13 protein-coding genes are annotated in these 13,007 nt (G+C 62.8%); 6 read left to right on the forward strand and 7 right to left on the reverse strand.

Annotated elements, in window-relative coordinates:
- Positions 1–68 precede the first annotated feature (68 nt).
- The gene (locus AC1Q6C_RS06950; RefSeq protein ID WP_007730853.1) at positions 69–695 is read right to left on the reverse strand and encodes a type 1 glutamine amidotransferase; all 627 of its coding nucleotides are present in this window, start codon (positions 693–695) and stop codon (positions 69–71) included.
- Positions 696–904: 209 nt separating this feature from the next.
- Here AC1Q6C_RS06950 and AC1Q6C_RS06955 point away from each other — a divergent pair, with 209 nt between their 5' ends.
- The 6 genes from AC1Q6C_RS06955 to AC1Q6C_RS06980 all read left to right on the forward strand — a co-directional run bounded on the left by AC1Q6C_RS06955 (position 905) and on the right by AC1Q6C_RS06980 (position 6,239).
- Positions 905–1,408, forward strand: a complete 504-nt coding sequence (locus tag AC1Q6C_RS06955) for a PASTA domain-containing protein (RefSeq protein ID WP_065351522.1) — start codon at positions 905–907, stop codon at positions 1,406–1,408.
- A 129-nt stretch (positions 1,409–1,537) separates the two neighbouring features.
- Positions 1,538–2,314: a cysteate racemase gene (gene cuyB, locus AC1Q6C_RS06960; RefSeq protein WP_223304559.1), complete on the forward strand. Its 777-nt coding sequence runs from the start codon at positions 1,538–1,540 to the stop codon at positions 2,312–2,314.
- A 36-nt stretch (positions 2,315–2,350) separates the two neighbouring features.
- Positions 2,351–3,034: a GntR family transcriptional regulator gene (locus tag AC1Q6C_RS06965; RefSeq protein ID WP_003942830.1), complete on the forward strand. Its 684-nt coding sequence runs from the start codon at positions 2,351–2,353 to the stop codon at positions 3,032–3,034.
- Between the two features lie 61 nt (positions 3,035–3,095).
- Positions 3,096–3,473 (forward strand): ArsR/SmtB family transcription factor, encoded by a 378-nt coding sequence (locus tag AC1Q6C_RS06970; protein WP_054187497.1) that lies wholly within the window; start codon positions 3,096–3,098, stop codon positions 3,471–3,473.
- Positions 3,470–4,066 carry an SRPBCC domain-containing protein gene (locus AC1Q6C_RS06975; protein WP_042446276.1) on the forward strand — a complete coding sequence of 199 codons (597 nt, stop codon included), beginning with the start codon at positions 3,470–3,472 and terminating at the stop codon, positions 4,064–4,066. Before AC1Q6C_RS06970 ends, AC1Q6C_RS06975 begins: the two co-directional genes overlap by 4 nt.
- 133 nt (positions 4,067–4,199) lie before the next feature.
- The gene (locus AC1Q6C_RS06980) at positions 4,200–6,239 is read left to right on the forward strand and encodes a YhgE/Pip family protein (protein ID WP_492666465.1); all 2,040 of its coding nucleotides are present in this window, start codon (positions 4,200–4,202) and stop codon (positions 6,237–6,239) included.
- Positions 6,240–6,245: 6 nt separating this feature from the next.
- Here AC1Q6C_RS06980 and AC1Q6C_RS06985 read toward each other — a convergent pair whose 3' ends face one another.
- From AC1Q6C_RS06985 to AC1Q6C_RS07010, 6 genes are all read right to left on the reverse strand, one after another.
- Complete coding sequence (locus tag AC1Q6C_RS06985) at positions 6,246–7,445, reverse strand: glycoside hydrolase family 183 protein (RefSeq protein WP_064113694.1); 1,200 nt, start codon at positions 7,443–7,445, stop codon at positions 6,246–6,248.
- Positions 7,446–7,618: 173 nt separating this feature from the next.
- Positions 7,619–8,404 carry a RhlG family 3-oxoacyl-ACP reductase gene (locus tag AC1Q6C_RS06990; RefSeq protein WP_007730838.1) on the reverse strand — a complete coding sequence of 262 codons (786 nt, stop codon included), beginning with the start codon at positions 8,402–8,404 and terminating at the stop codon, positions 7,619–7,621.
- Complete coding sequence (locus AC1Q6C_RS06995; RefSeq protein ID WP_064113693.1) at positions 8,401–9,600, reverse strand: acetyl-CoA C-acyltransferase; 1,200 nt, start codon at positions 9,598–9,600, stop codon at positions 8,401–8,403. Before AC1Q6C_RS06995 ends, AC1Q6C_RS06990 begins: the two co-directional genes overlap by 4 nt.
- A gap of 79 nt (positions 9,601–9,679) precedes the next feature.
- Positions 9,680–10,663, reverse strand: a complete 984-nt coding sequence (locus AC1Q6C_RS07000) for an NADPH:quinone oxidoreductase family protein (protein WP_230359158.1) — start codon at positions 10,661–10,663, stop codon at positions 9,680–9,682.
- A gap of 31 nt (positions 10,664–10,694) precedes the next feature.
- Positions 10,695–11,792, reverse strand: a complete 1,098-nt coding sequence (locus AC1Q6C_RS07005; protein ID WP_047269421.1) for an acyl-CoA dehydrogenase family protein — start codon at positions 11,790–11,792, stop codon at positions 10,695–10,697.
- On the reverse strand, positions 11,789–12,982 hold the full coding sequence (locus tag AC1Q6C_RS07010) for an acyl-CoA dehydrogenase family protein (RefSeq protein ID WP_492666466.1): 1,194 nt from the start codon (positions 12,980–12,982) through the stop codon (positions 11,789–11,791). The genes AC1Q6C_RS07005 and AC1Q6C_RS07010 overlap by 4 nt, the downstream gene beginning before the upstream one ends.
- Positions 12,983–13,007 lie beyond the last annotated feature (25 nt).

The raw sequence follows: 13,007 nt of genomic DNA on the forward strand, positions 1-13,007 counted from the left end.
CGGATCGGTTCATCCACCCACGAGAACACAAGGTAACAGGTAAATCGGTCAATCAGGACAAAACGGGCTTATTCGGTGGAGATGGATTTCAACCATTTCTCCATCACGGCTGCGGCAATCTCGAGCCCCTGCGACTCGGCTGCACTCAACTGCTGCATGAAGATGCGCGGACCGTCCGCTCCCAGCGAAGCATGCAGCGAATCGCGGTACTCGGCCAGTTCCATCCACTCGCGCGCCACCGCGGAGGACGCTTCGAGGTGAAACTGAACGGCGTAACTCTGCTTGTATCGGAAGAGTTGATTCGGATACTTGGCTGAACCAGCGAGCCGCACCGCGCCGTTCGGAATGTCGAAGGTATCCGAATGCCATTGCATTGCAGGAAATGTGGAGGGCAGATCTCCCCACACGGGATCTTGCCGGCCCTCGACAGTCAAGGTGATCTCCTCAACTCCGACTTCAGGCACAGCGCCCGTGTAGACGCGAGCACCCAGCGCCGCGGCGAGCAACTGCGAACCCAGACACACTCCCCACACCGGGACGTCGCTCTCGACCAGATCGCGAATGTATTCGATCTCGGATGCCAACCACTCGACCTCGCCCTGATCGCCGACGCCCATCGGCCCGCCCATCACGATCACGGCGTCGAACCGTCGATGTGCCGGAAGCGGGTCGGTGCCCAGAAGAACAGTCTGCACGTCTCCGTAGCTCTCCAGGACAGGCGAATACGCCGCTGGGGGTTCACACTGCGCGTGTCGTAGTTCCAGAAAATGCATGTAGGCAATTCCTCTCGAATCCGGTGCCGAAAGCCTATGGTTCTATTCGACATAAGGCACATCGACGGCGTCGGATGTGCTCTGCGCTCGAATCTCCGCTTTCATCGCCCCTTTACCGACAAGGAACGTCTGTGCGCGCACCACACCACTTTTCGACATCGATTCGCCCGCCCTCAACTGCCGTTCGCATCGGACTCAGCGCATTCGCCTTGGCGTCACTTGCCGCGTGCTCAGGAACAAGCACCGACAGCGAGGCCGAATCAACATCCACCGCGACCACCACTGCAACCTCGACAACTCAACCCACGACGACTCAGGCTCCATTGACCACCTCGGTGATCGGTACGACGAATTCTCCACTGGCCACGACCCCAGTCGCCGCGGAAGTGACGCCCGCTGCAGCTCCCGCGGTCATGCCCAACGTCGTGTGCATGAATCTTCAAGACGCACAGGACACCATTCAGTCGGCCGGAGTCTTCTTCTCCAGAAGTGCTGACGCAACCGGCGCGGGTCGACGCCAACTGGTCGATTCCAACTGGATTGTCGTCGATCAGACACCCTCTGCCGGAAGTCCTTTCGGGGAAATCGAAGCCGTGCTCTCGGCCGTGAAGATCGGCGAACCGAACCCCTGCTGATCGGCTGAGTTCTCGAACTTCGCAATTCCGGGAACACTGCGCCTTACTTGACAACTACCTCCGACCTCCTTCACTGTAGTCAACATTACGAGTATCCAATATATTGGATGCGAAAGGTTGGATTGCAGCATGAAGGTGCCACGAATACGGCAGAGCGCCAGCTCTCCGGCGTCCATGAGCGACCCCGTCATCGGAATACTCGGAGGCATGGGGCCCGCCGCTACTGCCGACTTCTACTCCAAACTCGTTGCGCTGACACCAGGTTCGACGGATCAGGAGCACCCCAAAGTTGTCATCTGGGCCGATCCCACCGTTCCCGACCGGACATTGGCACTCACCGAGAACGGCCCTGACCCCACTCCGTGGCTGATCCGCGGTGCGCGCGTTCTCCGAGAGTCGGGCGCGACGACGCTCGCCATCCCATGCAATACCGCCCACGCCTTCCTGCCCGCCATCTCGTCCCAACTGGGACTTCCCGTCGTCCACATGATCGACGAAGTCGCTCGGCACATCCGGACGCTCTCACCCGCCGTCACATCCGTCGGACTATTGGCCACCACGGGGACGGTCCGCACCGGGTTGTATCAACAATGGCTGTCGGAACACTCGATTGACGTCCTGGTGCCCGGACCTGCGATCCAGGACGAACTGGTGATGCCGGCGATCCGAGCAATCAAGAGCGGCAACGTCGGAGACGAGACCACCGACAAGCTCGTCAGGGCCGCTGATCTTCTCGTCGAATCGGGCGCGCAGGTCGTCGTGGCCGGATGCACCGAGATTCCGCTCGGACTGCCCGCCGACGCCACAACCTGTCAGATCATCGATCCGGCAACAATTCTCGCCCGCGCTCTGCTCCGGCGGGTTGCAGATGCCCGGAGACACCCTTCGATGGTCGTTTCGGGCTGACCTGCAGCAGGGAGGCTGCAGAGTACGATATCCAGTATGTTGCGTGGCGGTAAACCGGTTGAGCGAGCACGAATGAGCGACATCGCTCTCGAACGCATTCGCGAAGCGATCGTCACCGGTGAACTGGCGCCGGGCTCGAAGATCAAGGACAGCGAACTCGCCGAGTACCTGGGACTGAGCAGAACTCCGGTCCGCGAAGCGCTCGCAAGGCTGGTCGACACCGGACTCGTGGAAGCGAAACCCGGTGCGTACACGCGCATCACCACCCTCGACCGCGGCGACGTCGAGGCAACACTCGCAGTCATCGAAGCTCTCGACCAACTGGCCGTCGTCACCGCTGTACCGAATCTCACCGACGAGATGATCGGGGCGATGCGTTCGGCCAACAAGGACTTCGCTGCCGCCGTCAAGCGAAACGACATAGGCCGAGCCCTGACCGCTGACGATCGCCTACACAGCGTCATCATCGATGCTGCGGCGAATCCGCTGTTGAAGAAGCTGATTCATCAGGTTCACCCACAAATTCACCGCATCTACTACCGCAAGTTCTCGAGCCTCCTCGGGAGCCAGGACTCCGTCGATCATCACAACAGACTGATCAAGCTGTGCGCAGACCACGATGCCGAGGCGGCAGCGACGCTGTCAGCCGAACATCGACGCCATCTCGGCGGGCTGATCGGCGAACTTTTCGACGCCGACGAGTTCGCGCTCTCGGACTGACCGAGTCCGGGTACAAGCTTCGGCGCTTGCCTATATTGGTCATTGCCGATATAAATGACTGGTGCATGCATTCGACGTTCTCGGAGACCCAGTGCGGCGACGAATCATGGAACTCCTGTCCGGCGGCGAGCGCTCGGCGGGTCAGATCGCCGAAGTCGTGGCAGCGGAGTTCGGAATCTCGCAACCGACCGCGTCCGGACACCTGCGAGTACTTCGAGAAAACGGATTCGCCACCGTCCGCAGCGAAGGCACCAGGCGTCTCTATGCCGTCGAGCCCGCGCCATTGCAAGAAGTGGACCAATGGCTCGACGGATTCCGGCAGTTCTGGAGCGGCCCTCTCGACGCATTGGCCACAGAACTCGCACGCGGGAAACGACGCGACTCGAAGCGGAGCAGATCTTCACAATCGAATTCTTCCGACGAAGGAGACTCACAATGACCGAGATCGCGAACCAGGACACCAGCCTCACCGCGGTGGAGCGGAGCATGGGTAACCGCGACATCGCAGAAGGTTCGGCTCGAACTGCCGTACTCAAGCGCCGCTACAACGCGTCGGTCGACGACGTCTGGGATGCCATCACGACCCCTGACCGCATCAACCGTTTCTTCCTTCCGGTGAGCGGAGACTTCCAGGTGGGCGGCTCGTACGCCTTCGAAGGCCAGGCAAGTGGCGAGATCCTGGCCTGCGACGCCCCACACCTGCTGCGACTGCAGTGGACACCGCCCGGCGATCGCGGATACAGCGATCAGGTCGAGATCCGGCTGACTGCAGACGGCCCCGACGCCACCTGGCTCGAGTTGGAGCACGCCTCCGTCGCCGATGTCTTCCGCAACGACCCGGACACCGGCTGCTACGGCGTCGGAACCGGCTGGGAAGGCCCACTTCACTACCTGGGCGAATACTTGCGCGGCACTCTCCCTGATGCGCCGAGCACCGAGTGGTACACCTTCGACGAAGCAGAGGAGCTTCGTCTGGCCAACTTCCGAGGGTGGGAGTGGGCAAAGATCGAGGCAGAGCACGGCGACCGATAACGCCCAATTCTTCGAAAACGGTCACAGGATGGCCGTTTGCTTTGTATCGTGACCGAGCTGGACGTATGTCCAGCAGTTTTGGTGGCTTCCTTTCGTGCCACACCTGCTTCGGTCCACGAGAAGAGAGCTCCACATGGCGCCACAACCCGTAGTCGACAACGCGGCCACGACGCGACGAACGCACATCATCCGGACAGTTCTCGCTGTCCTCGTCATCGCACCGCTGTCGATTGCGGCGTTCTACATGTGGGCACTGTGGGATCCGGGCGACACGGTCAACCGCTTGCCCGTCGCCATCGTCAACGCCGATGCGGGCACAGAACTCGACGGAACACGTCTGCAAGCCGGCGATGAAGTTGTTGCCGCGCTCGTCGAGAGCGGAGACGTTGCATGGAAGGTCGTCTCGGAACAGGAAGCCGCCGACGGCGTCAACGACGGCACCTATTACTTCTCGGTCGTCATTCCGAAAACTTTCAGCGCGGATGTGGCCAGTGCCGCATCAGGTTCGGGCCGCAAGGCCGAACTCGACGTCTTGTACAACGACTACAACAGTCTGGTCGCCGGCCCGGTCGGTGAAAGCATCATCGCTCAGGTGCGCTCGGCGGTCTCCGAGTCGATCGGCGAGCAGTCCATCGACCAGGTGCTGGTCGGGTTGGGTGAACTCGGAACAGGATTCGGTGAAGCAGCAGCAGGAGCGCAACAGCTGTCCGACGGATCCTCCGAAGCGCTTGCCGGAACCAACGAGCTCTACGCTGGAAGCAAGGAACTCGCCACCGGCATGGGCGAAGCAAATCAGGGCGGCAAGGAGCTGGCCGCCGGAGCCGGCGAGCTGGCTGCCGGAGCTGGCGAAGCTGCTGCAGGCTCGGGCGAGCTGAGCAGCGGACTCAACCAGTTGGTCGGGGGCACCGACGAACTCGGCGCAGGCGCCCGACAGATCAGCGAAGTGGTCGACATGGTCACCACCCCGGTACTCGACCTCGCGGGGTCCTCGAACGCCGTCGTCGGTCAGATCGACGCCCTCACGTCGATGCTTCGAAACTCGGCCGATCCGGTCTCCGCCGGACTCGTCGAAGCCCTGGGTGGACTGCGGGCTTCCCTGACTGCACAACCGTCGGACGACGACGTGATCGGTCAGCTCGGTCAGCTTCGCGACGGCGCGCGGGAAATCTCGCGGCAGCTCACTGATCCGAGCAGCGACTACCGTGGTGGGCTCCTTGCCGCCGCGGCCGGTGCAGGTGAACTCAACACCGGCCTGGGCCAACTGTCCGACGGCGCAGGCCAACTCGCTACCGGTGCACAGGAACTCTCCACCGGGCTGGGGCAGTTGGACACTGGAAGTATTGCGCTCCGTGACGGTCTCGGGCAGCTATCGGCCGGCGTCGGCGAGCTCGACGCGGGCAGCGCGGAACTCGCCACCGGTTTGTCCGACGGTGCCGCCCAGGTACCGCAGTTCACGGACGACGAGCGCGCCACCACGGCCAATCTCCTCTCTTCCCCGGTTGCCGTCGACGCGCGGAACAACTATCCCGCAGCCGGTTTCGGGCCGGGAGCCGTACCTGCCGTGATCTCGGTGGCACTGTTCCTGTGCGGAATTCTCACGTGGTTCGTCGTCCGCCCACGACGCGGACGTTCACTGAACTCGCACACCAGCGTGGTACGTGAGGGGCTGCGCCGCTACCGCATTCCCGCCCTGGTCACCTTGGTCGCGGCGCTCGTGTTGTCGGTGGTGTCACTGACCGTGGCAAACGTCGAACCACCTAGTGTTCTGGCGATGATCGCAGTGATGATCCTGGTGGGTGCCGCCGCGGTCAGCTCGGGCAGGCTCTTCACCGTTGTGTTCGGTGCCGTCAACGGAACCTTCATCGCTCTGGGCGCCTTGATGATTCAGATCTTCGCCTTCGGCGCGGTATACCCCATCGAACAGATGCCGACGGTTCTGCAGTGGCTGCACGCTCTGATGCCACTCACGTGGGCGCGCAACGCCATGCGCATGGTCCTTGTCGGATACTACGGCCCGAAATTCTGGGTGGCGGTAATCGCTCTGGCTGCCTTGGTGATCGGAGCCGTCCTGTTCACCATCTGGTGGCGCCGCCGACAAGAACCGCCGACCGAAGCCGATGACGACGCGCCGATCACCGAAGAGATCGTGTACCTCCAGCAAACGCAAGCGTGAGTCGGATCAGCGAACGAGCGTCGTACGCATCAACATGACGTTGTAGTCGGCCCACGTGGTGGCAAGGAAGTACAGATCCGAACCACTGGACCACGGGTGGATGTATGCGGCGTAGATACCGGGAACCTCGACCAGATTGACCAGTGTCTCCGGTGCCGTCCACGGACCGACCGGACTGGGAGCGGTTCGCATCACGATCGAACTGAACGCGTCGGCGTACATCGCCACGAACTTGCCGAGGAACTCGTTGTACTGAACGGAGACCTCACCGATGCGGCCGTCCATGACGGGTACGGCCGCAGCGGGATCGGCAAGGATCCAGCCGTTTCCGTTCCAGTACTCGTAGGCGGAAAGATCGAGGATCGCCCCCTCGGGCACGCGAGAAAGTCGAACCTCGCCGGATCGTCCCGCGGGGGTTCCGTAGTTGTAGACGAACCCGCCGTCCTTCACCATCGAGCTCATCTGGAAGTTCTCGCTACCGGCGACGGGGGCGACACCCGCGGGAAGAACCCCACCGATGTTGGGGCGCAGAGTTTCCGGACGAGTGGTCCACGTCTCGCCGTTGTCCGAGGAGGTAGCAATCTGTGAGTAGTTTGTACTCCACTGCCCGGCCTCGCCCCAGTTGCGCACCGACATGTAGCTCAGATACTGCACACCGTTCACTGCGATGCCGCTCGTGGGGATGCTGGAGGCCTCGACGCCCGGAATCTTCAGACCGGAAATGATCTCACGCGCCTGAGCTGTGCCGTCCATCGGCGCGCTGTCGATGCGCATACCGTCGGCCAGTACCCGATCCGAGCTGCGGAAGAGTACATTGCTTCGCCACTCGCCCACCAAACCGTCGCAGCCGGGGTTACGACTGAGCCCGGTGGTATCGCCGAAAGCGGTCAGAATCTGCCCCGCACCGTTGTCCCACATGATGCCCAGGTCGGTACCCAGGACATTGAAGCGATCAACTGTCTTGTTGGGACTGTATGTGCCGGTGACCTTTTCGATCGCGGTAGTACGACCGGATAGACCTGGCAACCCTCCGGTGTTGCCGTTGAGCCACGGCGCCGCATTGGCCGGACCACCGCTACTACCGACGCCACTGACTCCGACGCAGCCCGGCGCAGCCATCGCCGGCGAAGCCACCGCCGTGACGGCAGCAGCTGCCAGAGCAGCAACTACCCCGAACACCCCCAACGATCTCCCCGCGCGAAACATGACTCCCCCATGGCCGGGATTGTTGGTGTTGTCGTCGTCGTTCCCCCCGAACCTCGGACAATCTAGCAACTGCAGTCACAGATAACCCAATCAGACAAAGACGCGAAAAGGCCTGAAAGTCATAGTAGTTCAGACTTTCAGGCCTTTTCGGACAGAGAAGATCAGTCAGTAGGTCAGCGCGCTCCGCTCGCACCGCCGTCGAGTGGAATCACCGCGCCGGTCAGATAAGCCCCGGCACGTGAAGCCAGGAAGATGGCAAGACCTGCGGCATCCTGGGGAGTTCCGACCCGGCCCAACGGGACCGAGTCCGCCACAGCCTTTGCACTCTGTTCGTCCTCGAGGAGGAATGCCATCATCTTCGACGGGAACGGGCCCGGCGCAATGGCATTGACCGTGATCTGTTCCCCCGCAAGCGTTGCCGCGAGCTTGCGCGTCAACATGTGCACCGCAGCCTTACTGGCTCCGTACGAGAAGTTCTCCGAACCCGACACCACGAGTCCGTCGATCGATCCGATATTGATCACGCGCGCGGGATCTTCCGCCGTGGCTGCAGACCGCAACTGCGGCAACAGCTTCTGCGTCAGGAGGAAGATTGCCTTGACATTGATGTCGAAAATCTTGTCGAAGCCTGCGGCCGGAAAATCGTCGACGGGAGCTCCCCACGTGGCACCGGCGTTGTTGACCAGTACGTCGAGCGTCGGCGAAATCTCGGCGACCTTCGCAGCGAGGCTCTCGACCCCCTCGTCCGTGGACAGATCGGCCGGATGCGAAATGCAGGTGCCGAACTCCGAAAGCTCTCGCGCGGCTTCGTCACAGGCTTCGGCCTTTCGGGCCGAAATGACGACCGTCGCTCCGCCTTCGACAAACCCGCGAGCGATCATGTATCCGATGCCGCGTGATCCACCGGTGACCACAACGGTCTTGCCACTGACGTCGAACAGTCCCTCGATCAAGCTCATGCGACCTCGAAAAGCCCGGCAGCGCCCATACCGCCGCCGATGCACATGGTCACCACCACGAGCTTGGCTCCGCGCCGTTTTCCTTCAAGAAGAGCATGGCCGACCAGACGAGCGCCCGTCATTCCGTACGGATGGCCGACAGAGATACCGCCGCCGTCGACGTTGTACTTCTCGGGATCGATCCCGAGCTTGTCGCGGCAGTACAGGGCCTGAGAGGCGAAGGCCTCGTTGAGTTCCCAGAGATCGATGTCGTCGACCTTCAGGCCGTGAAGATCCAGCAGACGCGGAATCGCGAACACCGGTCCGATGCCCATCTCGTCGGGAGCGCAACCCGCGACAGCCATGCCACGGTAGATACCGAGAGGAGCCAACCCGCGGCGTTGCGCCTCGCCTGCCTCCATCAGCACCGACGCCGAAGCGCCGTCGGAGAGCTGAGACGAGTTGCCCGCAGTGATGGACGAATGAGCACTGACAGTCCCGTCGGCCAGAACCGGTCGCAGACTCGACAGCCCTTCCAACGTGGTGGAAGCGCGGTTGCCTTCGTCGCGGGTCAGCGTCACGGACTCGCTGCGGATCTCACCCGTCTCCTTGTCCTGCACCTGCTTGATCGAGGGCAGCGGGACGATCTCGAGATCGAACCGACCTGCGTCCTGGGCCGCTGCGGTCCGCTGCTGGGAGACGAGCGCGAACTCGTCCTGCTGCTCGCGGGTGACTCCGTAGCGCTCGGCGACGATCTCGGCCGTGTGCAGCATCGGCATGTAGATCGACGGCTTGTTTTCCTTCAGCCACGGATCAGCCGCGCGGAAGTTGTTCATGTGATCGTTCTGGACCAACGAGATCGATTCGACTCCGCCGCCGACCGCGATCTGCATTCCGTCGTCCACGATCTGCTTGGCTGCGGTCGCGATGGCCATGAGACCGGACGAGCACTGACGGTCGATCGTCATTCCGGAAACCGAATCCGGAAGCCCGGCCCGCAGCACCGCTTGCCGTGCGACGTTGCCGCCGGAAGATCCCTGCTGCAGCGCAGCGCCGAGGATGACGTCCTCGACCTCGCCGCCCTCGAGGCCCGCGCGCTGAACTGCATTCGAAATGGCATGTGCAGCAAGCTCTTGAGCCTGAGTGTTGTTGAACGCGCCGCGGTGCGCCTTACCGATCGGGGTACGGGCGGTGGAAACGATGACAGCTTGCCTCATCGGGGAAACCTTTCGTCGAACACGAAGTGCTGTGCGCCTTTATTAACCGCCGGGGGTTAATAAAGGCGCACAGCAAGAATCAGGGCTGGAACACGACGCGACCGACAGTGGTGCCGTCGCCGAGGCGACCGATACCCTCGGCAACGTCCGTCAACGACAACCGCTCACTGATCAGTGGTTTGACCAAGCCGGCATCGGCGAGCCTGGTGAGCTCGACGTGGCAGTCGTCGATGGCCTGCTGGTTGTAGGCCTTGTACAGCCCCCAGTGCAGTCCGATGATCGAATAGTTCTTGATGAGAGCGTGATTGAGTGCCGGCTGCGGGATCGTGCCACCGGCGAAGCCGATGATGACGATCCGTCCCTCGAAGGCGATGCACTTGGTGGACTTCGCGTAGGCGTCGCCGCCGACCGGATCGAAGACCACGTCGGCGCCCTTACCGCCGGTGAACTCCTTGACCGCTGCCACGAAGTCCTCACTGTGACGGTCTACGACGAGGTCTGCGCCGAGCTTGCGCGCGTACTCGGCCTTGTCCGGGCCGCCGACGACGCCGATGACCTTGGCGCCTGCCGCCTTGCCGAGTTGCACTGCCGCACTACCCACACCACCCGCAGCAGCGTGGACCAACAACGTCTCACCCTCTAGCAGTTGGGTGCGGCGATGCAGAGCGAACCACGCTGTCTGATAGCCGATGCTCAGAGCGGATGCTTCCGCGTCGTCGAGAGCCGACGGCGCCGGGAACGTGTTGTTCTGATCCAGTACCGAGTACTCGGCGAATCCGCCGGACGGCAGACTCGGATTACCGATCACCCGGTCCCCCACTGCGAATTTGGTCACCGATTCACCGACCGAGACCACTTCACCACACAGTTCGACACCGGGTGTGAAGGGCAGCGGCGGCTTGATCTGGTACTCACCCCGGCACATGAGGACGTCGGGGAAGTTGGCCGGGGCCGCCAGCACCTTGACCAACATCTCCGTCGCATTCGTGGTGGGATCCGCGGTCTCCTCCAACGCGAGCACATCGCGGGGTTGACCGAGTTCGTTGACGCGCCAAGCCTTCACAGCAATTCTCCAGACAGATAGTGGGTGAGTTTCAGGACGAGATCGGGAGGTCGACCAACTCGGCGAGGCGTGCCCGATGCTGATACGCGGTTCCCAGCGACAGCTGATCGCTCTTCGCCCGTTTGAGGTACAGGTGCGCCGGATACTCCCACGTCATTCCGATACCACCATGAAGTTGGACGCACTCCTCGGCAGCATGAACCGCGACGCCGCTGCAGAATGCCTGGGCCACCGTCGCTGCGATCGCCGCATCGGCGTCGCCGCGTGCATAGGTGTCCGCCGCATAGCGTGCTGCCGCGCCCGAAGAGCTGACTTCGAGCCAGAGATCGGCGAGGCGGTGCTTGATCGCCTGGTACGAACCGATCGCCCGGCCGAACTGCTTGCGCTCCTTCACATACGCGAGAGTCGTTTCGAGGCACCACTGAGCTACAGCGAACTGTTCGGACGCCAGAAGTGCGCTTCCGCAGAGCAACGCTTCCTCAACCGCTTGCGCCGCGTTGCCGCTGTCGACACGGACCGACGACGACCCCGAGAACTCGACGTCCGCCAATCGGCGCGTCATGTCCAGGGACAGAACCGGCGTGACGGTGGCGTCGGCGATCCGAACGGTGTGCAGCTCCAGACCGCTCTCACCGGCAACCGGAACAACAAGAACATCGGACTCGGCGACGCCGGCAACCGTCGTGACGCTGCCGACGAGTCCACTCGCCGTTGCCTTGACAGTGGGTGTGAAAGTTCCTGGTGCAGTGGACAACGGGACGATCAGAGCAGCCGTCGAATCCCCCGCCGCCAATTGACCGAGCACCTCGGTCTCGCCGGCCTTCAGCAACGCCGTGGTCGCCAGCACAGCGCTGGTGAAGAACGGAACGGGAGCGACCGCACGTCCGATCTCCTCCATCACGACCGCCGCCTCACGCGTCGACGCACCTGCCCCGCCCAGTTCCTCGGGTACCAGCAGTCCCGCCAAACCGAGTTCCGACGCCAGCGACTTCCACAGCCCGGTGAAGTCGGCGGACACGTCGTCGTACGCCGTGACCACGGTGTCGGCGCCGGCGCGCTCGCTCAGCAGTCGTCTGACGCTGGCTCGCAGATCTTGTTCGGTCTCGGAGTACAGCAGATCGGCGCTCATCGGGGTAAGTCCTTCCAGGCGATGTCCTTGTCGACGCGATGCTCGGGCGGCAACCCGAGTACACGTTCTGCGATGACGTTGCGCAGGATCTCCGACGTTCCGCCCTCGATCGAATTGCCCTTGGCTCGCAGGTACCGGTATCCGGGTTCACGCCCGGTGAAGTCGACGGAATCCGGTCGACGCAGCGTCCAGTCGTCGTAGCGCAGACCGGCTTCGCCGTGCAGCTCGAGGTCGAAACCCGAAATCTGCTGAGCCAAACCGGCAAACGCGAGCTTCATTCCCGAGCCTTCGGGGCCGGGCTGGCCGGCGGCGAGCTGCTGGCGCAGTCGCTCACCGGTCAGACGCGCAACTTCGGATTCGGTCCAGAGCCGCATCAACTCGTCGTGCATCGCCGGGTTACGCAGCTCGGGCTCGTCACGCCAGGACTGAGCGACCTTTCCGATCATGCCGCCCTCACGCGGTGCGCCCGAACCGATGGCAACACGCTCGTTGTTCAGGGTGGTGGTCGCAACCTTCCACCCCTGGCCTTCGGCTCCGAGGCGATTGGCGTCCGGAATCCTGACGTCCGTGAGGAATACCTCGTTGAATTCGGCCTCGCCGGTGATCTGACGCAGCGGCCGGACATCGACGCCCGGATCGGTCATGTCGCAGATGAAGTAGCTCAGACCCGCATGCTTGGAACGTGACGGATCGGTCCTGGCCACGAGAATCGCCAGCTGCGCATTCTGCGCGCCCGACGTCCATACCTTCTGCCCGTTGACTATCCAGTCGCCGCCGTCGCGGACGGCGCGGGTAGCGACGGCCGCGAGGTCCGAACCTGCGCCCGGTTCACTGAACAGCTGGCAGTAGACCGTCTCCGCAGTCCACAACGGGCGCAGGAACTTCTGCTTCTGCTCCTCGGTGCCGAAGGCAGCGATGGTCGGTGCCGCCATGCCCAGTCCGATCCCGTTCTTGCCGGTGGCCGGGCCCGGTGCACCGGCGGCCTCCAGCTGAGCGTTCACCTGACGCTGAAAGCTCTGCGGTACACCGAGTCCCCCATGACCTTCGGGGAAATGAACCCACGCCAGTCCGGCGTCGAATCGTGCGCCGAGGAAATCCGATACCGACACGCTGTTCGGATCGTTCTCCGCGAGAAGCGTGTTCACCTTTTCGGTGAGATCACGCGATACTGCCTCTTCGTCGAAAGCCATGCCCATTCCTTCGGTTCGAGCGGTG

It is taken from the genome of Rhodococcus sp. MT28, from assembly GCF_058792695.1.

What these genes read in the sequence shown, in the direction of transcription:
- cuyB (WP_223304559.1), top strand. Translation starts at nt 1,538, where the DNA reads ATGAAGGTGCCACGAATACGGCAGAGCGCCAGCTCTCCGGCGTCCATG.
- AC1Q6C_RS06965 (WP_003942830.1), top strand. Translation starts at nt 2,351, where the DNA reads ATGTTGCGTGGCGGTAAACCGGTTGAGCGAGCACGAATGAGCGACATC.
- AC1Q6C_RS06975 (WP_042446276.1), top strand. Translation starts at nt 3,470, where the DNA reads ATGACCGAGATCGCGAACCAGGACACCAGCCTCACCGCGGTGGAGCGG.
- AC1Q6C_RS06980 (WP_492666465.1), top strand. Translation starts at nt 4,200, where the DNA reads ATGGCGCCACAACCCGTAGTCGACAACGCGGCCACGACGCGACGAACG.
- AC1Q6C_RS06985 (WP_064113694.1), bottom strand. Translation starts at nt 7,445, where the DNA reads ATGTTTCGCGCGGGGAGATCGTTGGGGGTGTTCGGGGTAGTTGCTGCT.
- AC1Q6C_RS06990 (WP_007730838.1), bottom strand. Translation starts at nt 8,404, where the DNA reads ATGAGCTTGATCGAGGGACTGTTCGACGTCAGTGGCAAGACCGTTGTG.
- AC1Q6C_RS06995 (WP_064113693.1), bottom strand. Translation starts at nt 9,600, where the DNA reads ATGAGGCAAGCTGTCATCGTTTCCACCGCCCGTACCCCGATCGGTAAG.
- AC1Q6C_RS07005 (WP_047269421.1), bottom strand. Translation starts at nt 11,792, where the DNA reads ATGAGCGCCGATCTGCTGTACTCCGAGACCGAACAAGATCTGCGAGCC.
- AC1Q6C_RS07010 (WP_492666466.1), bottom strand. Translation starts at nt 12,982, where the DNA reads ATGGCTTTCGACGAAGAGGCAGTATCGCGTGATCTCACCGAAAAGGTG.